Source organism: Photorhabdus sp. RW14-46, from assembly GCF_963887965.1.
Lineage (GTDB): Bacteria > Pseudomonadota > Gammaproteobacteria > Enterobacterales > Enterobacteriaceae > Photorhabdus > Photorhabdus laumondii.
Genome location: NZ_CAWPHH010000044.1, coordinates 1 through 24,306, shown reverse-complemented (window position 1 = coordinate 24,306; position 24,306 = coordinate 1). Strand labels below are relative to the sequence as shown.

General features: G+C 43.3%; 21 protein-coding genes and 2 pseudogenes. 16 read left to right on the top strand and 7 right to left on the bottom strand.

The window, feature by feature from the left end; genetic code table 11:
- Positions 1-15 precede the first annotated feature (15 nt).
- Positions 16-1,461, bottom strand: coding sequence for a sodium/pantothenate symporter (gene panF, locus AACQ38_RS21610; RefSeq protein ID WP_165579056.1), 1,446 nt, complete (start codon positions 1,459-1,461; stop codon positions 16-18).
- A complete protein-coding gene (locus AACQ38_RS21605) occupies positions 1,451-1,693 on the bottom strand; it encodes a YhdT family protein (protein ID WP_011148207.1) in 243 nt (80 codons plus the stop codon). The genes panF and AACQ38_RS21605 overlap by 11 nt, the downstream gene beginning before the upstream one ends.
- Before the next feature lie 719 nt (positions 1,694-2,412).
- Here AACQ38_RS21605 and AACQ38_RS21600 point away from each other — a divergent pair.
- On the top strand, positions 2,413-3,600 hold the full coding sequence (locus tag AACQ38_RS21600) for a multidrug effflux MFS transporter (RefSeq protein WP_165579055.1): 1,188 nt from the start codon (positions 2,413-2,415) through the stop codon (positions 3,598-3,600).
- 792 nt (positions 3,601-4,392) lie between these two features.
- On the opposite strand, the gene accC is transcribed toward AACQ38_RS21600, so the two are convergent.
- From accC to acuI, 4 genes are all read right to left on the bottom strand, one after another.
- Positions 4,393-5,742: an acetyl-CoA carboxylase biotin carboxylase subunit gene (gene accC / locus AACQ38_RS21595; RefSeq protein ID WP_011148198.1), complete on the bottom strand. Its 1,350-nt coding sequence runs from the start codon at positions 5,740-5,742 to the stop codon at positions 4,393-4,395.
- A gap of 12 nt (positions 5,743-5,754) precedes the next feature.
- Entirely contained in the window at positions 5,755-6,225 is a 471-nt protein-coding gene (gene accB / locus AACQ38_RS21590) for an acetyl-CoA carboxylase biotin carboxyl carrier protein (RefSeq protein ID WP_011148197.1), read from the bottom strand.
- A 29-nt stretch (positions 6,226-6,254) separates the two neighbouring features.
- A complete protein-coding gene (gene aroQ, locus AACQ38_RS21585; protein ID WP_011148196.1) occupies positions 6,255-6,707 on the bottom strand; it encodes a type II 3-dehydroquinate dehydratase in 453 nt (150 codons plus the stop codon).
- A 209-nt stretch (positions 6,708-6,916) separates the two neighbouring features.
- On the bottom strand, positions 6,917-7,894 hold the full coding sequence (acuI, locus tag AACQ38_RS21580; protein ID WP_112872326.1) for an acrylyl-CoA reductase (NADPH): 978 nt from the start codon (positions 7,892-7,894) through the stop codon (positions 6,917-6,919).
- Positions 7,895-8,454: 560 nt separating this feature from the next.
- Here acuI and mreB point away from each other — a divergent pair.
- The 10 genes from mreB (at position 8,455) to AACQ38_RS21530 (ending at position 20,278) form a co-directional block, all read left to right on the top strand.
- The gene (gene mreB, locus AACQ38_RS21575; protein ID WP_011148194.1) at positions 8,455-9,498 is read left to right on the top strand and encodes a rod shape-determining protein MreB; all 1,044 of its coding nucleotides are present in this window, start codon (positions 8,455-8,457) and stop codon (positions 9,496-9,498) included.
- 110 nt (positions 9,499-9,608) lie between these two features.
- Positions 9,609-10,643: a rod shape-determining protein MreC gene (gene mreC, locus AACQ38_RS21570; protein ID WP_011148193.1), complete on the top strand. Its 1,035-nt coding sequence runs from the start codon at positions 9,609-9,611 to the stop codon at positions 10,641-10,643.
- Positions 10,643-11,131, top strand: a complete 489-nt coding sequence (gene mreD, locus AACQ38_RS21565; protein WP_011148192.1) for a rod shape-determining protein MreD — start codon at positions 10,643-10,645, stop codon at positions 11,129-11,131. The genes mreC and mreD overlap by 1 nt, the downstream gene beginning before the upstream one ends.
- Positions 11,132-11,296: 165 nt before the next feature.
- Entirely contained in the window at positions 11,297-11,884 is a 588-nt protein-coding gene (locus tag AACQ38_RS21560; protein WP_011148191.1) for a Maf family protein, read from the top strand.
- Positions 11,881-13,350 carry a ribonuclease G gene (gene rng / locus AACQ38_RS21555; protein WP_011148190.1) on the top strand — a complete coding sequence of 490 codons (1,470 nt, stop codon included), beginning with the start codon at positions 11,881-11,883 and terminating at the stop codon, positions 13,348-13,350. The genes AACQ38_RS21560 and rng overlap by 4 nt, the downstream gene beginning before the upstream one ends.
- A gap of 47 nt (positions 13,351-13,397) precedes the next feature.
- Positions 13,398-17,192: an AsmA2 domain-containing protein YhdP gene (gene yhdP, locus AACQ38_RS21550; protein WP_165579054.1), complete on the top strand. Its 3,795-nt coding sequence runs from the start codon at positions 13,398-13,400 to the stop codon at positions 17,190-17,192.
- A complete protein-coding gene (nit1, locus tag AACQ38_RS21545) occupies positions 17,189-18,046 on the top strand; it encodes a deaminated glutathione amidase (protein WP_011148188.1) in 858 nt (285 codons plus the stop codon). Before yhdP ends, nit1 begins: the two co-directional genes overlap by 4 nt.
- A gap of 5 nt (positions 18,047-18,051) precedes the next feature.
- On the top strand, positions 18,052-19,497 hold the full coding sequence (gene tldD, locus AACQ38_RS21540) for a metalloprotease TldD (protein ID WP_165579053.1): 1,446 nt from the start codon (positions 18,052-18,054) through the stop codon (positions 19,495-19,497).
- Positions 19,498-19,539: 42 nt separating this feature from the next.
- Positions 19,540-20,004 (top strand): ribonuclease domain-containing protein, encoded by a 465-nt coding sequence (locus AACQ38_RS21535; protein WP_011148186.1) that lies wholly within the window; start codon positions 19,540-19,542, stop codon positions 20,002-20,004.
- A gap of 4 nt (positions 20,005-20,008) precedes the next feature.
- The gene (locus tag AACQ38_RS21530) at positions 20,009-20,278 is read left to right on the top strand and encodes a barstar family protein (RefSeq protein WP_011148185.1); all 270 of its coding nucleotides are present in this window, start codon (positions 20,009-20,011) and stop codon (positions 20,276-20,278) included.
- Positions 20,279-20,309: 31 nt separating this feature from the next.
- Here AACQ38_RS21530 and yjgA read toward each other — a convergent pair whose 3' ends face one another.
- The gene (gene yjgA, locus AACQ38_RS21525) at positions 20,310-20,849 is read right to left on the bottom strand and encodes a ribosome biogenesis factor YjgA (protein ID WP_011148184.1); all 540 of its coding nucleotides are present in this window, start codon (positions 20,847-20,849) and stop codon (positions 20,310-20,312) included.
- Between the two features lie 201 nt (positions 20,850-21,050).
- Between yjgA and pmbA the strand changes: the two genes are divergently transcribed.
- The 5 genes and pseudogenes from pmbA to AACQ38_RS21500 form a co-directional block, all read left to right on the top strand.
- A complete protein-coding gene (gene pmbA / locus AACQ38_RS21520) occupies positions 21,051-22,391 on the top strand; it encodes a metalloprotease PmbA (RefSeq protein WP_165579052.1) in 1,341 nt (446 codons plus the stop codon).
- A 338-nt stretch (positions 22,392-22,729) separates the two neighbouring features.
- Positions 22,730-22,942, top strand: coding sequence for a hypothetical protein (locus tag AACQ38_RS21515; protein WP_165579051.1), 213 nt, complete (start codon positions 22,730-22,732; stop codon positions 22,940-22,942).
- Between the two features lie 87 nt (positions 22,943-23,029).
- Positions 23,030-23,470: pseudogene (locus tag AACQ38_RS21510) on the top strand (baseplate J/gp47 family protein); the annotation flags it as partial.
- Complete coding sequence (locus AACQ38_RS21505) at positions 23,463-24,119, top strand: phage tail protein (RefSeq protein WP_165579050.1); 657 nt, start codon at positions 23,463-23,465, stop codon at positions 24,117-24,119. The pseudogene AACQ38_RS21510 and the gene AACQ38_RS21505, both read left to right, overlap by 8 nt.
- Before the next feature lie 9 nt (positions 24,120-24,128).
- Positions 24,129-24,306: pseudogene (locus tag AACQ38_RS21500) on the top strand (phage tail protein); the annotation flags it as partial.

The window sequence follows — 24,306 nt, the reverse complement described above, 5'->3', positions numbered from 1 at the left end:
TTAAAAGTGACCAACTTAGTGTGGTCTGACGGCTTTTGGCGGTAATCGCTGGCCGATGGTATTGCCCATCCAGAAAGCCAATAGGCTAAGTAGCAATGATGGCACTATCGGATGGAAGCCCAATAGATGGATATTGAAACTAGCAAGCAGAGTGTAGCTTGTTGCCCCTGTAATCATCGAACTGATAGCGCCATAGGCATTGGCCTTTTCCCAATACAAGCCCAGAACTAATGGCCAGAGGAATACGGCCTGTAAGCCACCGAAAGCCAGAAGATTCAGCCAGATAATCATTTCGGGGGGGCGCCAGGCGGCTAAAAGTAGCAATAAACCAAGAATCAGGGTAGAAAAACTGGAAATCCGGGCTAATTTTTTTTCCTGCACGATTTGTTGTGGAAATAAGTTTAGATAGAGATCTTTGACGATGGTTGCAGAAGATTGCAGCAGTTGTGCATTAATTGTGGACATAATGGCAGCCATCGGTGCGGCTAGAAAAATTCCAGCAGCGAATGGTGGCAATACGGTGATCATCAATGTTGGAATCACCTGATCGGGAATGGTCAGATCAGGAATAATCGCTCGACCAAGTGCTCCTGCTAAATGCATACCAAACATGAGGATCGTCATGACGATGGTTCCGATGATGATCCCACGGTGAACAGCTTTGCTATCGCGGTAGGAGATGCAACGAACGGCGGTATGAGGTAACCCAATTACGCCGAAACAGACCAGTACCCAGAACGATGCCATGAAAGGCCCGTTGAGGATATGGTCTGCACCTTGTGGGGAAACCAGCTCCGGATTAATTGTTCGTAATGTGGTGACCGCTTCTGACAGACCTCCCGCCTTATAGATAATCGCTACCAGCAGTAGAACAGTGCCTAACAACATGACCAGTCCTTGTAGGGCATCATTGAGGACACTCGCTCTAAAGCCTCCAAATGCGGTATAGAGAGCGATAGAGATACCGAAAATCATTAATCCAGTACCATAAGGGATACCCGCAGCAGTTTCCAGCAGGCGTGCACCGCCAATAAACTGAACGGTCATCGCGCCAACAAAAGCGACTAAAAGGCTTAGGCTGGCAAACCAAACCAGAAAACGACTGCCATAACGGGCATACAACATGTCATTAAGAGTAACGGCATTATAGCGACGAGCGAGAATGGCAAATTTTTTACCTAACACACCCAGGGAAAGCCATATTGCCGGCAACTGAATCAGCGACAGTAATACCCATCCCAGGCCATATTTATAGGCTGCTCCTGGCCCGCCGATGAATGAGCTGGCACTGATATAGGTGGCAGTAATGGTCATTGCTAATACAAAGCCGCCCATTGAGCGGTTGCCAAGGAAATACTCAGTCAGGAAGGGGCCTTTCTGGTGGCGTCGATAAGCGTAAACTGACAGGAGAAATACCAGTGCAAGATAGCCAAGCAGAGGTAAGATAACTTCACTTTGCATTCTCATCCTCCAGCGGGACTTCTTTGAAAATAAACTTCACCATTAACCAGCAGAGGATGATGAATACAACTGGTAGTAACAAACATGCCATTTCAAACCAGCGAGGTAAGCCGGTGACACCGGGAGCATTGCTGGGTAAATAGGCTGTCAATAGCCAGCCAATAAGGTAAGCAAGCGTTAGGAACACAGCCCAAAGTGCTTCTTTATGGGATTGAACAAATCGTCTGTCCATTCGTTCTTCCGGTAATTAAATAAATTAGGATGGGAAGGGAAGGATTGTAAGGCAAGATGCGGATTTATTCAGGAAAATTGTGTATACCCGTTATCCTTCAAGTTGCCTCTTTGTTGGCTGCGCTCGCTCACCCCAGTCACATAGTTTGCTATGCTCCCGGGGATTCACTCCCTTGCCGTCGCAATGCATCTTGAAATCCATAGGGTATAGATCTCTATGCTGCATTGTGCTTGGTACAAAAAGGGCAAGTACATGTTCGTGCTGGAATTTCAAAATGATTTTTTTAGTATTATATGTTGTGTTTTGTGTTTTTTTTATTCATTTTTGAACTTAAATTCTATGTTTTTTTGTTTGCTAAAAGTGATGTTGGTGTTACTATTTTTTTAATTAATATTTACATGAATTTATTTTTGTAAAAGTTAATTATTAAAGAAGTTGTGTAAAAGTATCTCAATACTTGGAGGGGGTATTTATAGAGTAAAAAATTATTAATCTAAAGCATGGGTGGGATTTTGTCTTTATGTTGTTATAAAGAGTTCTTAATTCTTGCAGCACAAGATAATATGCAAAGTAATTTGTTGTTCTTACATGCAAGGTATTGGTTTTTTCATTAAATAAGTGATTGTGTGCATTTAATGTAAATTTAACTGGTACATGACTTTTATTTTATACGGAATTTATTCAGGGATAATGTTTATTATATTGATTGGTTATGGTCCATGAAAAATAAATCTTTATTATTTATCGTTTTAATGGCTTTTCTTTCTATGGGGGGGTTGGTTTCATCGGATATATTTCTACCCGCCTTGAGTAAGATGGGAAACTATTATCACGTTAGCGAATCTAGTATACAAAGTACAATAACTATATTTCTATTTGGTATAGCCTTTTCTCAACTTATTTATGGGCCATTAAGTGATTGTTTAGGAAGGAAAATTGTTCTTATTTCTGGAATGATTATATGGCTGATTTCAACAATCGGTATTTTTTACAGTACACATATTAGTGAGTTACTATTATTGCGTTTATTTCAGGGAATAGGCGCTTGTGCTGGTATTACATTAAGTCGTGCCATTATTAGTGATCTGATGGAGAAAGAAGAGGCAGCCAATTTGTATCTGATTATTTTCCCTTTTGTGGGAATGTCACCCGCTATCGCACCAATGATCGGCGGTATGTTAAGTGAATATTATGGCTGGAGATCCTGTTTTTTATTTCTTACTTTATTTATAACAGTCACGCTTATATTGTGCTTGCTAGTTCTGAAAGAATCACTACCAATAAATAAACGCCAAAAATTAAGTATTAAAAATGTATTGGTTAGTACTTACCAAGTGATAATGAATAAAGAATTTCTCTACTATGCAGCAATACCTTGCTTCGCTTATACGGCATATTTTTCTTATTTGATTGAGTCTCCATTTATTCTTACCGCTATGGGATTACCAGAAAAATATGTTGGTTACACCTATATAATGCTCTCTTTGAGTTATGTGTTGGGTAATCTTACTGCGAAGAAATTAAGTCGCCGGCAGGGCATGAGAAAGACGATTTCTCATGGCTATCTCATTTTTGCTATTGGAGGTATTGCTTTCACGATACAAATGTTTTTTAGTCCCTACCCATTGATAACTTCTGTGCTAACAATATCAGTATTGACTTTCGGTAATGGTTTTTTACTACCACTAGGTACTGCATCGGCAATTGCCACGCATTCTCAAGCGGCAGGGACAGCTTCCGGCGTAATGGGAACATTGCAATTAGGTAGTGCGGGACTGGCATCATTGCTTATTGGTTATATATCTCATCATGAACCTATTAAAGTGGCATCTATCATCACAGTTGTTTCTTTGGTCGGTAGTATTATTTATATAACGGGTAATAGAGGTGATAAAGAAAATAAGTAAGTAAAAACAAACAATAGAAACTAAAATAGGAATGAAAAATGGTTAATAATATATACCTGTTATCTTTCAAGTTGCCCCCACTCTCTCACCCCGGACATAGCTTGCTATGCTCCCGGGGATTCACTCCCTTGCCGTCGCGATGCATCTTGAAATTCATAGGGTATAGCAATATAAAAATCATTTGTGAAGTTGACGGGCAATGGTTTTTATAAAGAGAAACGGTTTAATTGAACCGTAGAAAAGCCATATTATTGGCGATTTAAAATAGTGTAAAGCCAGTTTAAATTACAGGGGCGCTCATTTCTTTAATCATCTTTAATGCTTTTAAACGTTTTTGTTCTTTTTTCCATGTTTAATCTAAAAGCTTCTCAGCTTTTTTTAACGATTATCTTCATTTTTCGAAAACGTCTTTCAGTCATGCAAAATCTTTTGTTTGAGAAAATTTTCTTAATGCGGTTAATAGATTTAAAAGCCATTTTTCCTGATGTTTTCTCTTCTAATATCAGTATAGTACCGAGTTTTTTTACCTGCTTTAAAAAATCTTTAATCACTTTCGGTTTTACCTTTAATGACTAACGTTTTTACCGGTTTTTTCGTGATGCGCTTGCCCTTTTTCCAGATTTTAAAACCACACTGATTTTACCTCAAGGTGGGTTTTAACGTGGTGGTAAATTCCGTTTGGAGAACAGAACTTGATTAAAACAAAGTGTCGGCTAAAAAGCCGCACTTTGTCAGCAATCCGAAGGAGCGTTTAAGCGCTCCTTCAAAGGTATTGATGCTATTAAACGGGTTTTAAGTTTCCTGTAACCCCAGTTTTTTCTCCAGATAGTGGATATTAGTACCGCCATTCTGAAAGTTTTCATCATTCATTATCGCCTGTTGAAGCTCGATATTTGTCTTGATGCCATCAATGATCAATTCTGCCAATGCATTTTTCATGCGGGCAATGGCATTGTCACGATTTTCACCGTAAGTAATCAGCTTACCAATCATTGAATCATAGTAAGGGGGAACGGTGTAGCCAGCATAAATATGCGATTCCCAACGTACACCAAATCCACCCGGCGAGTGGAAGCGGGTAATTTTACCTGGGCTTGGCAGGAATGTGTTCGGATCTTCGGCATTGATACGACATTCAATAGCGTGACCACGAATAACAACATCTTTCTGCTTAATTGAAAGTGGCATACCTGCGGCAATCCGCAACTGCTCTTTAATCAGATCAACACCGGTAATCATTTCCGTAACTGGATGTTCAACCTGAATACGGGTATTCATCTCAATGAAATAGAATTCACCGTTTTCATACAGGAATTCGAAAGTACCGGCACCACGATAGCCAATTTCGATACATGCGTTAGCACAGCGTTCACCAATACTGCGACGCATTTCTGGCGTGATTCCTGGTGCAGGGGCTTCTTCGACAACTTTCTGGTGACGGCGTTGCATGGAGCAATCACGCTCAGCCAGATAAATTGCTTGACCTTGACCGTCAGCCAATACTTGGATCTCAATATGACGTGGATTCTCAAGGAATTTTTCCATGTAAACCATATCGTTATTGAAAGCAGCTTTTGCTTCCGCACGGGTCATATTGATTGATTGTTCCAGATCTTTATCACTGCGGACGACGCGCATACCGCGACCGCCGCCGCCGCCGGATGCTTTGATGATGACAGGATAGCCAATGCGTTTAGCGAAGGCTTTGTTTTTCTCCGTGTCATCAGACAATGGGCCATCAGAGCCAGGTACACAAGGAACGCCTGCTTTTTTCATCGCATTGATAGCAGAAACTTTATCACCCATCAGGCGGATCGTTTCTGCTTTTGGGCCGATAAAAATAAAGCCAGAACGCTCAACCTGTTCAGCAAAATCTGCATTTTCAGATAGAAAACCGTAGCCAGGGTGAATAGCCACAGCACCCGTGATTTCTGCCGCAGAAATAATTGCCGGGATATTCAGGTAGCTTTTTGCAGAAGCTGCCGGGCCAATACAGATAGTTTCGTCTGCCAGCAGTACGTGTTTTAAGTCACGATCCGCGGAGGAATGTACCGCAACGGTTTTGATCCCCAACTCTTTACAAGCTCGTAGGATACGCAGGGCAATTTCACCACGGTTAGCAATTACAATTTTATCAAGCATGGGAACGCCTCGTTATTCGATGACGACTAATGGCTCGTCAAATTCAACGGGTTGACCGCTTTCCACAAGAATCTTTTTAACCACACCTGCTTTGTCGGCTTCGATCTGATTCATCATTTTCATTGCTTCAACGATGCATAGGGTGTCACCCACATTGACACGCTGGCCGATTTCGATAAATGGTTTCGCATCTGGGCTAGGTGTACGATAGAAGGTACCTACCATTGGGGAACGAACAACGTGACCGTCGATTGCAGCCGATCTGCTGCTGATCGCTTCTGGTAGAGCTTGAGAAGGCGCAACAACATTAGCCAGCGCAGGTTGTTGTGCTTGAACGGGAATATATTGTTGAGCTGCCGGAAAACTCTGGGGAGCTAATGCGCGGCTGATGCGCACTGACTCTTCCCCTTCAGAAATTTCCAGTTCAGAAATGCCAGATTCTTCAACCAGCTCGATCAGTTTTTTTATCTTACGAATATCCATGAGTGTGATTCCGTACTCTTCTGTTTCATTTAGTTGAATTTTGACAAGCGGTTTACCGCTGCCTGTAATGCAAAGCTATAGCCATCTACTCCTAAACCGCAGATTACACCAACAGCAAGATCTGAAAGGTATGAGTGATGACGAAATGGCTCGCGCGCGTGAACATTGGAGAGGTGGATCTCAATAAATGGGATCTTTACTGTCAGCAATGCATCACGCAGTGCCACGCTGGTATGCGTGAATGCAGCAGGGTTAATCAAGATAAAATCAGTATTACCCTGTGCAGAATGAATTCTATTTATCAGCTCAAATTCTGCGTTGGATTGCAGATGGCTGAATTTAACCCCTGATTGATGGGCTTCTTCAGACAATTTGCTGACGATATCATCAAGCGTTAAGCTGCCATAGATATCAGGTTCCCGGGTTCCTAACATATTCAAGTTAGGGCCGTTAAGGAGTAAAATGTGAAACTTTCCTGCCATTGTGCTGGTATCTCCGGCAATTTGTCAACAACTGCCCCAACATAATCCTATATTAACGAGTTGTCATCTTTTTATAACAGCCACAAGTTCATTTCGGCGACAAAGCGCGACATTATAATGATATCGTAGCATTTAGCAGCTAAATACTGGTCTTATCAGAAAAAATGTCAAGAATAAAACCACTGTACTTTAGAGGCTAATCACAATTCTTAACGAACTCTTACCAATGTACGTCCTGTAACCTGGTTAGCTATCAATTTATTGGCGTATTCCACGGTTTGTTCCAGCGTTATCTCTGTGGTTGCTTGCTGATAAAAAGAAGCGGGTAATAGCTTTTGCAGGCGTTGCCACACGGTGGGGCGTTTGACTGATGGAACAGTGACGGACTCTATGCCTTGCAGACGTACGTTACGTAAAATAAATGGCATCACTGTTGTTGGCAGATTTGTATTACCGGCGAGGCCACAGGCGGCAACAGTACCGTTATAGTGAGTTTGGGCCAGTATTGTTGCCAATACATTACCGCCTACAGTGTCAATGGCTCCGGCCCAAAGTTGTTTTTCCAATGGGCGAGGCGGTTGGCTAAATTCATGGCGTGGCAAAACCTTTTTTGCCCCTAGGGATAACAAATATTCATGATTTTCTTGTCTACCGCTAACGGCAACAACGGAATAGCCAAGTTGTGAGAGTAGTGCTATCGCCGTACTTCCTACACCACCACTGGCACCTGTCACAATAACATCACCACTTTCTGGCTTAACATCACCTTGTTCCAGGGCGATAACGCACAGCATTGCGGTAAAGCCAGCAGTACCAATGATCATTGCTTGTCTGCTATCCAAACCGGCAGGTAAAGGTGTCAACCATTCGCCAGAAACTCTGGCTTGTTCTGCCAGTCCACCCCAATGATTTTCTCCTACCCCCCAGCCGGTTAATAATACATGCTGACCGATATGAAAACGGGGATCTTCGGTACTGTGTACAATACCAGAGAAATCAATACCCGGTATCATTGGGAATTGGCGGACAATTTTCCCTTTACCTGTGATGGCTAATGCATCTTTATAGTTCAGGGTTGACCAGTGAATATCGACGGTAACGTCTCCTACGGGAAGATGAGAAGCATCAACTTCTTCTATGGACGTTGATAATTGATTCTGTTGTTGCTTAAGTAACAAGGCTTTCATTATCGTTCTGTTCTCTGTAATTGATTTTGTCATTAAATAAGGATAGATAAAAATGGGTAATTTACATAAGGTATATAAGAAAAAATAAAGTGTTGGTGGATTATAAAACAGAATTTATTCGCATTTTTACCTGTAGTCTCGTTGTCATATTCCAGTTTAGTTGCATATGGCGCTCTATTTCAGAAAATTCTGTTTTTTATTATTTTTTAGCAGAAAGTATTGTATTTTAGTCGCAGTTTATTACATCATTAATTTGCTCACTACACAGACTACATACTTGTAGTTAAGTGTTGGTCATCGTGAGCAGAGGCATGGGTCGATGTGAGCTTACCGGAATAACTACTGGTCAAAAAGCGGTAATTGGTAAAATTAACCCATTTTTATGCAGTTTTTTTCTGCTCCGTTTGGGAGAAGTAACGTAGAATATCACGTTGTTGATATGAATAACGTAGCCACTTTTTTATTGAAGCAGGTGCTTGTGCGCCTTGTCGCTGCTTCATGTGGTTGGTAGAGTAGACGGGTTTCGTTCCGTCCCCAGCTTGCAGGATTATCCTTTCGCTATGTTTAAAAAATTTCGTGGCATGTTTTCCAACGACTTGTCTATTGACTTGGGTACCGCCAATACCCTTATTTACGTCAAAGGTCAGGGTATTGTATTGAATGAACCTTCTGTCGTCGCAATCCGTCAGGATCGTGCAGGTTCATCGAAAAGTGTTGCTGCCGTTGGGCAAGAAGCAAAGCAAATGCTGGGTCGAACACCGGGTAATATTGCTGCAATTCGTCCGATGAAAGATGGGGTGATTGCCGATTTTTATGTTACAGAGAAGATGCTGCAACACTTTATTAAGCAAGTTCATAGCAACAGTTTCATGCGTCCAAGCCCGCGAGTTTTGGTTTGTGTACCGGTTGGTGCAACGCAAGTTGAGCGTCGGGCAATCCGTGAATCTGCACTCAGTGCTGGCGCTCGTGAAGTGTTTTTGATTGAAGAACCTATGGCTGCGGCGATTGGTGCTGGCTTACCTGTTTCTGAAGCCACGGGCTCAATGGTTGTGGATATTGGTGGTGGCACTACGGAAGTGGCGGTTATCTCTTTGAACGGGGTTGTTTATTCATCTTCTGTACGTATCGGTGGTGATCGCTTTGATGAGGCTATTATCAATTACGTTCGTCGTAATTATGGTTCACTGATTGGTGAAGCAACGGCTGAGCGTATTAAGCACACGATCGGTTCTGCTTATCCTGGTGATGAGATGCTGGAGATTGAAGTTCGTGGTCGTAACTTGGCTGAAGGTGTGCCACGTGGCTTTACGCTTAACTCCAATGAAATTCTTGAAGCTCTGCAAGAGCCTTTAACGGGTATTGTCAGTGCTGTCATGGTCGCTCTTGAGCAGTGTCCACCAGAATTGGCTTCCGATATTTCAGAACGAGGTATGATCTTAACCGGAGGTGGTGCATTATTGCGCAATCTTGACCGTTTACTGATAGAGGAAACTGGTATTCCGGTCATTGTTGCGGAAGATCCATTGACGTGTGTTGCTCGTGGTGGCGGGAAAGCACTTGAAATGATCGACATGCATGGCGGTGAACTCTTCAGCGAGGAGTGAGTGTTAACTTGCAAGTGAGGGGGGAATGACGGGCAGCTCAGACCTCCTTGCGATTGCTGTCTGGGAATTCCATTGTTTATGAAACAGTACAGTTTGGAATAGCGCAGCTTATGAAGCCAATTTTTAGCAGAGGGCCTTCCCTGCAATTACGACTTTTCTTTGCTGTTATTGTTGCCATTGCTTTGGTTGTGGCAGACAGCCGCCTTGATGCTCTCAGTAAAGTCCGTAATTATATGGATACGGTAGTCAGTCCATTTTATTTTCTCGCCAATGGCCCGCGTCAAGTGCTTGATGGTGTGTCAGAAACCCTTGCTTCCCGTGAACAACTTCGATTGGAAAATCGTGCTTTACGCCAAGAATTATTGATGAAAAATAGCGATATGCTGTTGTTAGGCCAACTTAAGCAAGAAAATTCCCGCTTGCGTGAGCTATTGGGATCACCTTTACGTCAGGATGAACACATGATGGTGACGCAGGTGATCTCCGGTAGGGCTAATCCTTATAGTGATCAGGTCGTCATCGATAAGGGATCAAGAGAAGGTGTTTATGAAGGGCAACCTGTTATCAGTGATAAAGGCATTGTTGGTCAGGTTGTTGCTGTCAGTCAGTTTACTAGCCGGGTATTACTGATTTGTGATACGACTCATGCTTTACCAATCCAGGTCTTACGTAATGATATCAGGGCTATTATTGCTGGTGCAGGTTGTACTGATGATTTGCAGTTTGAGTTATTACCAAGCAACACAGATATTCGGGTTGGGGATGTGTTGGTGACTTCTGGGTTAGGGGGGCGTTTCCCGGAAGGTTATCCGGTTGCTGTGGTTTCGTCAGTTAAAGTCGATAATCAACGGGCTTATACTGTGATTCATGCTCGGCCAACGGCAGAATTACAGCGTTTGCGTTATTTGTTGTTGTTGTGGGGGGCGGATAATAATCCATCTGAACCATTGCCGCCATCAGAGGTTTATCGTGTAGCCAACGAACGTTTAATGCAAATGATGCCTCAGGTATTGCCACATGCAAATGAAATGGGGCCACCAGCACCATCGTCTGTTTCTGATGAAGCAACCAAGACAACAGAAAGAGTAAAAGATGCTGAATCGACAATAACGTCGGCTAAATTTATAAATTCGGGAAATCGTTAATGAATCAATACCGGAGTCATGGGCGTTGGATCATTTGGTTATCTTTCTTGATTGCAATGGTGCTGCAAATTATGCCGTGGCCGGAGCAAATTTATATGTATCGGCCAACTTGGTCGGCACTATTGTTGATTTATTGGGTGATGGCGTTACCGCATAGAGTCAGTGTTGGTACCGGTTTTATATTGGGGATCATCGTAGATTTGATTCAGGGAGCGACACTGGGTGTTAACGCTTTGGCTTACAGCCTTGTGAGTTATTTGGTGTCATTTAAGTTTCAATTATTTCGCAATATGGCACTTTGGCAGCAGGCTTTGGTTGTCGTTGCTTTATCGGTACTGATGGATTTCAGCGTTTTTTGGGCAGAATTTTTGTTATCAAATGTTGCTTTTCATCCAGAAGTGTTCTGGAACAGTTTGGTCAATGGTATTCTTTGGCCGTGGTTGTTCCTGTTAATGCGAAAAATCCGTCGTCAGTTTAATGTACATTAGTGGTCGGATTGCTGTTTTTAATGTCCTGACAGAGCTTATTCCAGCAGGCGTTACTGATGCAGGCCATTCTTTCCAAATAACTTGAGGATATGAGTAGTGTATATAACCTCAAAATGGCAAATGAAATAGCCTAATGAGATAGGTAGTAGTAAGGACGATATCATCATGAAAACCCTTTATCTGGCTTCCGGCTCACCAAGGCGGCGTGAGCTGGTTGAATTATTGGACTTTAAATTTGAAATTCTTTCTCCTCAGGTAAAGGAGCAACGGCAAGAGGGTGAAACTCCGCGTCAGTATGTCAGCCGATTAGCAAAAGATAAATCTCTAGCGGGAGTGGCTATTGCACCGGAGGATTTTCTGGTGTTGGGAGCGGATACTGTTGTTGTATTGAATGGTAAGGTTCTAGAAAAACCACGTAGCGAGCAACATGCCGTTGCAATGCTCAGTGCACTTTCCGGTCAGAGTCATCAGGTGATTACAGCTATTGCTATATCAGATAGTCAGCGTACTTTAAGTGATATAGTTATTACAGATGTAACCTTTCGCCAATTATCCACACAGGAAATTTTGGATTATGTAGCAACCGGTGAGCCGATGGACAAAGCGGGGGCTTATGGTATTCAGGGAAAAGCGGGTTGCTTTGTTAAAACGCTGAATGGTAGTTATCACTCAGTTGTTGGTTTGCCATTGGTGGAAACACACGAATTAATCACAAAGTTTTTTGCGTTAGTTGATGGGAAGGGGAACTCATGACAGCAGAGTTATTAGTCAATATCACACCATCTGAAACGCGCGTTGCCTACATTGATGGTGGGATTTTGCAAGAAATCCATATAGAAAGGGAAGCCAAAAGGGGAATTGTCGGCAATATTTATAAAGGTCGTGTAAGTCGGGTATTACCAGGAATGCAGGCTGCTTTTGTTGATATTGGGCTGGAAAAAGCCGCCTTTCTTCATGCCTCAGATATTGTGCCTCATACGGAATGTATTGCCGGTGAGGAGCAAAAGAACTTTCATGTTAAAGATATTGCTGAGTTGGTTCGCCAGGGACAAGATTTAATGGTTCAGGTAGTGAAAGATCCCCTTGGCACCAAAGGCGCTCGGCTAACGACTGATATTACCTTACCTTCCCGTTATCTTGTATTTATGCCCGGCGCATCTCATGTCGGGGTTTCACAACGTATTGAAAGTGAAGAAGAGCGTAATCGCCTGAAAAATATTGTTGCTGACTATTGTGATGAACATGGTGGTTTCATTATTCGGACGGCTGCCGAGGGCGTTGGCGACGAAGAATTAGCTCAGGATGCGGCTTTCTTGAAACGATTGTGGAGTAAGGTGATGGAGCGTAAAAAGCGCAATGTCACTAAAAATAAACTTTATGGCGAATTGGCTTTGGCTCATCGTATTTTGCGTGATTTCGCTGGAGCAGCCCTTGATCGTATTCGTGTGGATTCTCGTTTGACCTTTACTCAGTTACAGGAATTTATTCGCGAATATATTCCTAAAATGACAGCCAGATTGGAACTTTATAACGGTAATCAGCCTATTTTCGATCTGTTTGATGTAGAAAATGAAATTCAGCGAGCACTCGATCGCAAAGTTGAATTAAAATCAGGTGGTTATTTGATTATTGACCAAACTGAAGCGATGACCACAATTGATATTAATACTGGTGCATTTGTCGGCCATCGCAATTTGGAAGAAACTATTTTTAATACCAATATTGAAGCGACGCAAGCTATTGCCAGACAATTAAGGCTGCGTAATCTAGGGGGTATTATTATTATCGATTTTATCGATATGAATAGCGAGGAACACCGCCGACGGGTATTGGCTTCTCTTGAGCAGGTGCTGAGTAAAGATCGTGTTAAAACCACGATTAATGGTTTTTCACAACTCGGACTGGTGGAAATGACTCGTAAGCGGACTCGTGAAAGTATCGAGCATATACTTTGCGGCGATTGCCCTACTTGTAAAGGAAGGGGAACCGTGAAATCTGTTGAAACTGTCTGTTATGAGATTATGCGTGAAATCGTGCGTGTGCACCGGGCCGTTGACGCAGATCGTTTCCTTATTTATGCCTCACCCGCAGTGTCCGAAGCGCTGAAAGGGGAGGAATCTCATGCACTGGCGGAAGTGGAGATTTTTGTCGGTAAGCAGGTAAAAGTTCAGACAGAACAGCTCTACAGTCAGGAACAATTTGACGTAGTTATGATGTAACCATCTGATTTGCTGACATAACAGCATTGGTAACCAAGGAGATGCGTGTGAGGCGACTGCCGGGAGTATTATTAGCGACAGCCGCAATAGTCATTATCATTGTGGCTTTGCTTGTTAGTGGATTACGTTTTATCCTGCCACATATTAATGATTACCGCCCACAATTATTCGCTAAAATTGAGTCAATTATTGGTGTACCTATTGATGCTGGATATATTGCGGGAGAATGGGAATCTTTCGGGCCTGTTTTTGAATTACGTGATATCAGTGTAAAAACCGCAAATGCAGATGTGAAAGCCAAAAAGATCACGGTTGCATTGGATATCTGGTTATCTTTACTAAGAATGCGTTGGAATTTCCGCGATCTTACTTTTTATCAGTTACAAGTAGATTACTATCAACCGCTGTTTAATGATCAAAACGGTAATATGTTTTCCCAATCGGATCTATTTTCTGATCTGTTTCTGGAGCAGTTTGATCATTTTAATCTGCAAGATAGCCGTTTTACTTTCCTTACTCCTTCTGGTGAACGGGCTGATCTTCTATTACCACAATTAACCTGGCTGAATAAAGATAATCGTCACCGAGCTCAAGGGAAAATTAGCCTCTCTTCGATCAATAATCAGCATGGGGATATACAAGTTAAATTTGATTTGCGTGACACTAATGGCGTATTGGATAACGGTACTATTTATTTACAGGCAGATAATGTTGATGTTCATCCGTGGTTAAGCCATTGGTTGCAGGATAATACTGGGCTGAAGGATGCTGAGTTTAGTTTGTCTAGCTGGATTATGCTGAAAGATGGTCGGATTGATGGTGGTCAACTGCAACTCCGTCAGGGAAAAGCTAATTGGAAAGTTGCTAACAAATCCCACAACCTTTCTGTCAGTGATCTGGTGTTACGGATGCGTCGCCAAGATGGTGGTTGGTTGTTTGATGCACCTGAATTGGCAAATTTAATCACTGATGGTCAGCAATGGCCGTCAGGAAAAGTATCTGTGCTCTATTTGCCGGAAGCCAAGAGAGTTGATGGTCATGATCATTGGCGTGTCCGGGCAAAAAACATTCAACTTGAACGGCTAAGTAGCATTTTACCGACTTTTTCTTTTTTGACCCCTGATATTGTGAAGGATTGGCAGCATCGTCAGCCACAAGGATTGGTAAAGTATCTTGCCCTCGATATTACACCTAAAATGGCAGATGATTCCCGAATCAGTATGCAATGGCAGAATGTCAGTTGGCAGCGTTGGCAGGAATTGCCTTCTATTGATAATTTCTCTGGTGCTTTTAATGGCAGCTTGCGGCAAGGCAAACTGAGTTTTGCATTGAAGAATAGTGTCGTTGATTATCGAGATATGTTTCTGGCACCGTTTGAGATATCCCAAAGTCATGGCGAAATACTCTGGCGGCAAGGTAGGCGAGGTTTACAACTTTGGAGTCAAGGATTGGATTTGCAGGCGAAATCATTGTGGGTCAATGGTGATTTTCGTTATCAACAGCCTAAAGAACAGCCTCCGGCGCTAAGTATTCTGGCGGGAGTACGGGTTTATGACGCAGGTGATGCCTGGAGATATTTTCCAGAACCTTTGATGGGGACACCACTGACTGACTATCTAACAGCTTCAATTATTAAAGGGCAGATAGAAAACGCGACTTTTGTTTTTCAAGGCAATCCAAAAGATTTCCCATTTGCAAAGAATAATGGCCAGTTTCAAGTTTTTGCTCCATTGCGTCATGCGACTTTTCAGTACCAACCAAACTGGCCGGCACTGCTGGATTTCAATATTGATTTTAATTTCCAGAATAACGGTCTATGGATGTTTGCTCCGCAAACGGCACTTGGTGAAGTGAAAGCGAGTAATCTTTCAGCAGTAATTCCTAATTATCGTAGCAAGAAATTATTAATCGACGCTGATCTTTTGGGAGATGGCAAAGATATTCATGAATATTTTACCCGTAGCCCGTTAGCAAATTCTGTTGGTGAAACGCTGGATATATTGCAGGTTGGTGGTCAGATTGCGGGTAATTTGCATTTGGATATTCCACTCAATGGTGGCAATGTGGATGCCCGTGGCGAGGTGACTTTAAAAAATAATCACTTGTTGATTAAGCCTCTAGATAGCGAAATGAAAAATGTGAGTGGCCGGTTTCGCTTTGATAATGGTAATTTACAAAGCGGAAAATTATCGGCCCAATGGCTTGGGCAGCCTGTTACAGTTGATTTTTCTACTAAAAGTTTACCCAAAAACTACCGAGTCGATGTTGGTCTGAATGCGCGTTGGGCTGTGGCAAAATTATCTAAATTTTCACCAGCGATTGCTAAAGCGTTTTCTGGCTCTGTTGATTGGGAAGGGAAGGTCGGTGTCAGTTTGCCGTTTCAGGGCAAGCCTCAATATGATATGAAAATCGACGTTGATTTATCACAAGTGGATAGTTATTTATCTGTCCTGAAAGCGGATGAACCGCGTGCTCTTCATATTCTGGCTGATGGTGATATGGAGCAGTTGCAAGTAAAAGGCACTTTGGATAAACAGTATGCATTTAATACTCAATGGCGTCTGGCAGGGAAAAGCACTCAACTGTCACGTGGAATTTTACAAGGCAGCGATAAAATTCCTGATTTGCCTGAAAAATCCCTATTGGAATTGAATCTTCCGGCAGTTGAGGGGGAAGAGTGGTTGGGGTTGATTGCGCCTCTGACTTCTGGTTCTTCATTGGCAGGTATGTCAATGTTGCCACAGCATCTGCATATATCACTTCCATCATTGGATGCGGGGGGACAACGTTGGAATCAGTTATCGTTGGATGTGGAAAAACAGCTTTGGGGAACGCAGATCACGGCTAATAGTCGGGAAATCAACGGTAAACTTAATATCCGTAATAGTGGCTCTTGGCAAATGAATTTGAGTCATCTGTACTATAGTCCTCTGCAACATAGCTCTCAGCAAGCTGAATCGGATTTACCTAAGCAATCTCAGACAGGTACAACTCTGCGTTATTCGTTGAACCAATGGCCTTCATTAGACATCATCTGTTCTGAATGCTGGATTATGGGATTGAAACTTGGGAAGGTGTCTGGTTCCCTGATTCCAGAAGGTAATTCGCTGGTATTAAGAGATGGAATAGTAGAAAACAGTGTCAGTAAATTAACTTTGGCAGGTCGTTGGCAAGAAGGGGCTGTAGGGAATAATACTCGTATTATGGGGCAATTTTCTGGTGAAAAGTTTGATGAGATGGCATCTTACCTTGGTATAGTTGTACCGATTGTTAATTCACCGTTTACCTTCGGTTTTGATTTTAATTGGTGGGATACACCGTGGAAACCCAATTTTCAGACGCTGAATGGCAATCTTAAGAGTGACTTAGGCAAAGGTGCTATTGAAAAATTGGGTGGGGGAAGTGCTAGCCAATTACTAAAATTAGTCAGTTTTGATGCTTTGTTACGTAAATTACAGCTCGATTTCAGCGATACCTTTAGCCAGGATTTTGAATTTGATTCAATTCGTGGTGATGTTTCAGTAAAAAATGGGATACTCAAGACTGAAAATTTACGGGTCGATGGGTTGATTGCGGATGTAATAACGAAAGGTGAGATCGATCTTGTTCGCCAACAGATCAATATAGAAGCCATCGTCACGCCGGAGATTTCTGCTACTGTGGGAGTAGCGACGGCTTTTGTCATCAATCCGATGGCAGGTGCTGCATTATTCGCAGCGACCAAGGTTTTGGGGCCGTTATGGAATAAGATATCCGTTATTCGTTACCGGATTACTGGTAATCTTGAACAACCGAAAATTGATGAAGTTCTGCGTCAGCTTAAGGAGAATAGAGGAACATGAGAAACGTTAATGTTGCACTCTTGCAGTTATGTAGCGGTGAGAATATCAAACATAATTTGGCGCAAATTGAACAACAAATTAAGCAGTTGCCGGATACTATCAAGTTTGTCATGACCCCGGAAAATGCATTGTTGTTTGCTAATGCTGATAGCTATCGTAGGCATGCAGAACAGCAGGGGCATGGGCCTTTGCAGCAAGCTGTCAGTGAGATTGCTCGCCGTTATGGTGTTTGGTTATTAATCGGTTCTATGCCGCTTATCAGTCGTGAAAATCCTGAACGACTTACCAGTAGTAGTCTGTTGTTTGATGATCAGGGTAAGATTTGCGCCCGTTACGACAAAATCCATATGTTTGATGTCAATATTAATGATGAACATGGATCATATAATGAATCATCTGTTTTCCAGCGTGGGGAACATATTACCGTTGTAGATACACCTGTTGGTCGTCTCGGAATGACCATATGTTATGATCTGCGCTTCCCAGGGTTATTTCAGGCGCTACGTGAGCAAGGCGCTGAGTTGATATCTGTTCCTGCGGCATTTACCCGCTTAACAGGAAAAGCACACTGGGAGCCACTGTTACGGGCTCGCGCTATTGAGAACCAGTGTATTCTGTTAGCGCCGGCTCAGGTTGGTGTACATGGAACCCGTCAGACGTGGGGTCACTCAATGGCAGTGGATGGCTGGGGGAAAGTGATTAAGAAAAATCCCGATGCAGTCAGTGCACTACAACTGAATGTCAGGGCAGATAGCTTGAAGATTATGCGTGAGCAGATGAAAGTGGTGAAACATAACCGCTTCCGGCCGCAGTTGACTTCCTTGATTGAAAAAATACCGCAAATTAAAGAGTAGCAATTATGAGTTTAACTTCTGTCAGTGAACACTTACTGGCTGCAAATAAATTAAGCCATCAAGATCTGTTTTCAGTACTCGGTCAACTGGCTGAACGTCGACTGGATTATGCCGATCTCTATTTTCAGTCCAGTTACCATGAATCTTGGGTGTTGGAAGATCGGATTATTAAGGATGGTTCCTATAATATTGATCAGGGGGTTGGCGTTAGGGCAATCAGTGGTGAAAAAACGGGTTTTGCTTATGCAGACCAGATCACGTTGAATGCGCTGCAACAAAGTGCACAGGCTGCCCGTAACATCGTCCATGAAAATGGGAATGGTAAAGTTCATACCTTTGGCGAAGTGACCTATTCTCAGCTTTATGCAGCAATTGATCCGCTGCAAAGTTTTTCCCGTGAAGAAAAGATCGCATTATTGCAGCGTGTGGATCAGGTGGCTCGTGCTGAAGATCCGAGAGTACAAGAAGTCAATGCTAGCCTGACAGGGATCTATGAACGGGTGTTGGTTGCGGCAACCGATGGGACCTTGGCTGCTGATATTCGTCCTCTCGTTCGCTTATCTGTCACGGTACTGGTGGAAGATAACGGCAAACGTGAACACGGCACCAGCGGTGGTGGTGGCCGTTACGGTTATGAATATTTTCTGGAAGTGGCTAGTGGTCAGATCCGTGCAGAACAATTTGCCCGTGAAGCTGTTCGTATGGCACTGGTGAATCTTTCCGCTGTTGCTGCACCTGCTGGTACTATGCCGGTTGTTCTAGGGGCTGGTTGGCCGGGAGTATTGCTGCATGAAGCTGTTGGTCATGGGCTGGAAGGTGATTTTAACCGCCGTGGTACTTCGGTGTTTTCTGGTCAGATTGGTGAGAAGGTCGCGTCAGAACTCTGTACTGTGGTTGATGATGGCACGATAAAAGGTCGCCGTGGGTCATTGGCAATTGATGATGAAGGCGTTCCTGGACAATACAATGTATTGATTGAAAATGGCATTCTGAAAGGTTACATGCAGGACAAAATGAATGCACGTCTGATGGGGGTCGCGCCGACTGGCAATGGTCGCCGTGAATCTTATGCCCATTTGCCAATGCCTCGTATGACTAATACCTATTTGCTGGCGGGTCATTCCACGCCAGAAGAGATCATAAGTAGTGTAGAAAATGGTTTATATGCGCCAAATTTTGGTGGTGGTCAAGTGGATATCACTTCCGGTAAATTCGTGTTCTCGACATCGGAGGCTTATCTGATTGAGAACGGTAAAATTACCAAACCAGTGAAAGGTGCAACTCTTATCGGTTCCGGTATTGAGGCGATGCAGCAGATCTCTATGGTAGGAAACGATCTTGATCTAGATAAAGGTGTCGGGGTTTGTGGCAAAGAGGGCCAGAGCGTACCTGTTGGTGTTGGTCAGCCTACTTTGAAACTGGACAACTTGACCGTTGGAGGAACAGCCTGATTTTTGGCTGTTTATCTGAGATAGATCATTATAAGGATAGTCATGAAGAAGACTTGGCTAGCAGGTGTGTTACTGACTGTTTTGGCTGTGACTTGTGGTACTTTTGCTAAAGGTGTTGATAAGACACTGTTGCAGGAGCCAGAAACAGGTAGGAGTACCTCAGCAATACAACGGATTGAAGGGCTAACTGAACAGAATAATGTGGTGGCTTACTTACGACAGAATAATAAATTGCCCGATATTTATATTACTAAGAAGCAGGCCCGCGATCTTGGCTGGAATGCAAAACAGGGAAATTTATGTCAAGTTCTGCCGGGTAGAGCAATTGGTGGTGACAAATTTACTAATCGTGAAAAAAAGCTACCAATGAAACCGAAACGTCAGTGGTTTGAAGCAGATGTTAACTACCGTTGTGGGCACCGAGGGAGTGACAGATTGCTTTATTCATCTGATGGTCTGATTTATCTGACGTTGGATCATTACAGAAGTTTTACCTTAATGGAGTAATTCTATGCATAAAGTGGAGTTTGATTTTGACCGTATCCCTGATCTGAAAATGTTCTATCAGCAGTTTTCTGAACAATTTGAGTTAGGAGATGAGTTTGGTAGTAATTTGGATGCTCTGTGGGATGTTGTGACAGGCGGAATTGAGTTACCTGTAGAGGTCAATTTCATCCATTTTACGCAGCAGAAAGAACGCGATTTCTCCTCGTTAGTGCTTTTGTTTGAAGAAGCAGAAGAAGAACTGGAAGGGGAACTTAGTTTTAATATTTTCCCCTAACAGAAATTAGAACCTTCCGGGTTTTAGGTCGTTAAGCGGATTCAGCCATATCTTTAAGATACTGGAAAATCTGACGATAAGATTTAGGTGGCTTATTTGCCGCCTTTTCTTTTTTGGCGTTGCGGATCAAAGTACGCAATTGCTGGCGATCGGTTTGTGGGAATAACGCCACAACCTCATCAATAACATCGTCATTGCCATCAATCAATTTATCACGTAATTCTTCCAGTTTATGGAGCAGAGTGATTTGCTGATTATGGCGATTTTTCAGTTTATCAAGCGCAATGGTAATTGGCTCGACATCCCGGGTACGCAGCAGTTTGCCAATAAATTGTAATTGGCGACGGCGCCCCTCTCTTTTTATCTTCTGTGCAAGTTCAATGGCGGCCAGCAGATCTTCATCTAACGGAACGCGTTCAAGCGCACTTTTGCTGAGCTCAACCAATTCTGTACCCAGCTTTTTCAATGCTTCGGCATCACGTTTAATTTCGCTTTTACTGACCCAGATTATCTCTTCTTCTTCCTCTTCAGCAGGATAATCATTGAGCCAATCTTCAGGCTGCTTCGCCATAGTGGTTTTCCTTTTAAAAAGGCCGGAGCTGGCAGGTTGATTTTTGGTGCATGACCTGTAGCCCGGTGGGTGTTAACATCCTAATATTGTGTATTGTAACTGGGAAAAACGCCGGATTACCACTCGGCATTGGCTGTGTGGATAAAAAGGTCCTGTTTTCCCGACAGATTTTCCCTTTATTCATCAAATTACGGGTAAGTAATGAAAATCACGGATCAAATTGCGCAACAACGCAAACAACTGGAAAATGCAGTTTCACAGGCACTAGAGCTGGCAAAAGCGGGTTGTGATGCTGCGGAGGTTGCGGTTAATAAAACAACGGGTATTAGTGTCAGCACCCGCTTTGGTGAAATAGAAAATGTAGAATTCAACAGTGATGGTGCGTTGGGGATTACCGTATACCATCAGCAACGTAAAGGTAGTGCATCATCAACAGATTTAAGCCCGGATGCTATTGCTCGCACTGTTCAGGCTGCGGTTGATATCGCTCGTTATACCTCTCAGGACCCATGTGCTGGCCCGGCAGATAAAGCGCTACTGGCATTTGAAGCGCCAGATCTTAATTTGTTCCATCCAACAGAGTTGGATGCTGATAAAGCAATTGAACTGGCTGCTCGTGCGGAACAAACTGCATTACAGGCCGATAAGCGTATTACCAATACTGAAGGTGGCAGTTTTAACAGCCATTATGGTATCAGAGTGTTTGGTAACAGCCATGGTATGTTGCAAAGTTATTGCTCCAGCCGTCATTCAATGTCGAGTTGTGTGATTGCTGAACTTGATGGCGATATGGAGCGTGACTATGCGTATACCATTAATCGCCGTTTTGAAGATTTAAAATCGCCAGAATGGGTTGGGCAGGAGTGTGCTCGTCGTGCATTATCTCGTTTGTCGCCACGTAAATTACCGACTATGAAAGCACCGGTGTTGTTTGCTGCGGAGGTTGCAACGGGCCTTTTTGGTCATTTGGTTGGTGCTATCAGTGGTAGCAGTATTTACCGGAAATCCTCTTTCCTGCTTGATCATTTGGGCAAACAAATCCTGCCATCATGGCTGACAATTGAAGAGCGGCCACACTTGCTGGCGGGGCTGGCATCTTCCCCATTTGATAGTGAAGGTGTTTCTACCTGCAACCGGGATATTATCAAGGATGGTATATTACAGACTTGGCTTCTGACGAGTTATTCTGCCCGTAAGCTAGGAATGGCAAGCACCGGCCATGCAGGAGGGATTCATAACTGGTGCATTGCAGGGCAAGGTCAAGATTTTGCAGGTTTACTGCGTCAGATGGGAACTGGCTTAGTAGTCACTGAACTGATGGGGCAGGGAGTCAGTGCAGTAACCGGCGACTATTCCCGTGGTGCCGCTGGTTTTTGGGTAGAAAATGGTGAGATTCAGTATCCTGTCAGCGAGATTACTATTGCAGGCAATCTAAAGGATATGTGGGCCAATATGGTCACTATTGGGAATGATATTGAAACGCGGAGTAATATCCAGTGTGGTTCAGTCTTACTGCCGGAAATGAGTATCGCTGGTCAATAAGAGATACTCGTTTCCGATGACTTTAGTCAGCCCGGATCAAATGGGCTGGCTGAATTAACGGTGGAGCTCGCCGGCAGCTTCTGGTTGGTAAAGTAATTCTAATCCTGTGAATACCATAAGAAAATCAATTAAATACATATTTATCAATGAATTATCAATAACTGTACGGAAGCACGAAATACGGTTAGTCAAGGAAGTGATCTGTATTTAGATGAATTCTATTACGGTTGGCATCAAATGAGTGAGAAGGAAAAAATACAGCGAGTTCATGAATCGGCAAAATTACAGAGTTTGGCGATGAGTGATGTGCTGGCACGTTCGTTACTGGAGGGGGGAGTATGACCATAGATGGACAGCGTTATTGTTTATCTATGTTCGGTCATCTACATAAAGTTAAAAAAACGCATACTGAAACAACAAAAATGATAATGAGTAGGTTAAGTGAAAAATTGGGTATCAAGATTGATACTAATGAAATTATTCGTGACCCAAAAGGCCATTATCTGAACATGTTGAAGAAAATGGAATCAGAAACGATAGAAGTCACATAACACACTATTTCATAACATAATTACTTCACTTGTTAATTATATTTATATATACTGTATAAATATACAGTATTGTGGGATTAAGAGGATGGCACCGGAACAGCAAACGCCTATTTGTTGCTGGATTCTGGGGTTATCAGCCAGCCCTTTATTGAGGCGGTGAACGATTACATCACCCATCAGGGGCATCATGGGCATGGGGATGATATGCAGTGTCTGCCGATGCCCGAAACGCACCATGAATTATTGGTCACGCTGTTTGTAGCAAATTTGGCGAACTACAGCCAGGAACAGGTAACAACATTAAAAACGGATGTTGAAAACCTGATCCGCTGCGCCTTTCGGGAAAATAGGGAATATCACGTGAAAAAAACCTGGCCGTATGCCCGATTTTCCTTTTCCAACCTGGGGCGAGAAATACACCGTGAATTTGCCGAGATTGAATCACTGACTTTTTCATTGGGTGACATTTTGAGTGATTTAAGTGTGCCCAGGCTGCAATCACTGATAATTGAGGTGAAGCATGTCTGAGTTCAGGGAACGACTCAAGCGGCTGGCCTTGCCGTCATGGATGGATAAGGGAGAACCCGCCAAACTGCTTTGGGCCGTGCGTGAGTTCTGGTTAATGATTTACCGCTGGCTGACATGGCCGTTAGCCCAATTGGACGCGGAAACTTGTGCGGCGGAATTACTGCCGATGTTGGCCTATCAGCGGGATATCCAGCGCTTTAACGGTGAACCGCTGACATTATTTCGTAAACGGGTGAAATACGCGTTTATTAATGCCAGAGAGGCGGGCAGTGTCGCGGGATTTATCGCTATCTTTGAACGTTTAGGTGTCGGCCATGTTGAAGTATTGGAACGACAACCGGCGATAGATTGGGATGTGATTATTTTGCGCGTCAGTGACGGACAAGTCGCTGAAAACCCTGATTTGCTGATGAGCATCATTCGTCAGTATGGCCGCACTTGCCGCCGCTACCGTTTTGAAGTGATGGCGAATAATAAACTGTTTATGCGTGTGGGCAGTTTGGGCGCGGAATATTGCTGTTATTACGCGGCCATGTCCTCGCCGCCTTTGCTATTAAAAGTGGGTTACATGTCGGGTGAGTCCGTTTTTGATAGCGCCAGTTTAAAGGCGATTACCGTACCTAATATGACCTACGGTGCATCATTATAAGGAAATAATATGGCGTCAGTGATTACAGTAGACTTTGAAAAATGGAAAGCACAGCAGGCCGCGGCGGGAAAGCCCGTGGTGTTGGATGAGTTTGTTTTTGCTTATGTGCCGGATTTAGATCCCACTCTTGCCATCAATCGCGATGAGACATTACCCGCAGAAAGTCATATTGTGCATCGTCAGGCTG

Coding starts and splice junctions, on each gene's coding strand:
- AACQ38_RS21515 (WP_165579051.1), top strand. CDS start 22,730: ATGACCATAGATGGACAGCGTTATTGTTTATCTATGTTCGGTCATCTA.
- AACQ38_RS21600 (WP_165579055.1), top strand. CDS start 2,413: ATGAAAAATAAATCTTTATTATTTATCGTTTTAATGGCTTTTCTTTCT.
- mreB (WP_011148194.1), top strand. CDS start 8,455: ATGTTTAAAAAATTTCGTGGCATGTTTTCCAACGACTTGTCTATTGAC.
- AACQ38_RS21605 (WP_011148207.1), bottom strand. CDS start 1,693: ATGGACAGACGATTTGTTCAATCCCATAAAGAAGCACTTTGGGCTGTG.
- panF (WP_165579056.1), bottom strand. CDS start 1,461: ATGCAAAGTGAAGTTATCTTACCTCTGCTTGGCTATCTTGCACTGGTA.
- AACQ38_RS21535 (WP_011148186.1), top strand. CDS start 19,540: ATGAAGAAGACTTGGCTAGCAGGTGTGTTACTGACTGTTTTGGCTGTG.
- tldD (WP_165579053.1), top strand. CDS start 18,052: ATGAGTTTAACTTCTGTCAGTGAACACTTACTGGCTGCAAATAAATTA.
- rng (WP_011148190.1), top strand. CDS start 11,881: ATGACAGCAGAGTTATTAGTCAATATCACACCATCTGAAACGCGCGTT.
- AACQ38_RS21505 (WP_165579050.1), top strand. CDS start 23,463: ATGTCTGAGTTCAGGGAACGACTCAAGCGGCTGGCCTTGCCGTCATGG.
- aroQ (WP_011148196.1), bottom strand. CDS start 6,707: ATGGCAGGAAAGTTTCACATTTTACTCCTTAACGGCCCTAACTTGAAT.
- pmbA (WP_165579052.1), top strand. CDS start 21,051: ATGAAAATCACGGATCAAATTGCGCAACAACGCAAACAACTGGAAAAT.
- acuI (WP_112872326.1), bottom strand. CDS start 7,894: ATGAAAGCCTTGTTACTTAAGCAACAACAGAATCAATTATCAACGTCC.
- AACQ38_RS21560 (WP_011148191.1), top strand. CDS start 11,297: ATGAAAACCCTTTATCTGGCTTCCGGCTCACCAAGGCGGCGTGAGCTG.
- nit1 (WP_011148188.1), top strand. CDS start 17,189: ATGAGAAACGTTAATGTTGCACTCTTGCAGTTATGTAGCGGTGAGAAT.
- yjgA (WP_011148184.1), bottom strand. CDS start 20,849: ATGGCGAAGCAGCCTGAAGATTGGCTCAATGATTATCCTGCTGAAGAG.
- accB (WP_011148197.1), bottom strand. CDS start 6,225: ATGGATATTCGTAAGATAAAAAAACTGATCGAGCTGGTTGAAGAATCT.
- mreD (WP_011148192.1), top strand. CDS start 10,643: ATGAATCAATACCGGAGTCATGGGCGTTGGATCATTTGGTTATCTTTC.
- mreC (WP_011148193.1), top strand. CDS start 9,609: ATGAAGCCAATTTTTAGCAGAGGGCCTTCCCTGCAATTACGACTTTTC.
- accC (WP_011148198.1), bottom strand. CDS start 5,742: ATGCTTGATAAAATTGTAATTGCTAACCGTGGTGAAATTGCCCTGCGT.
- AACQ38_RS21530 (WP_011148185.1), top strand. CDS start 20,009: ATGCATAAAGTGGAGTTTGATTTTGACCGTATCCCTGATCTGAAAATG.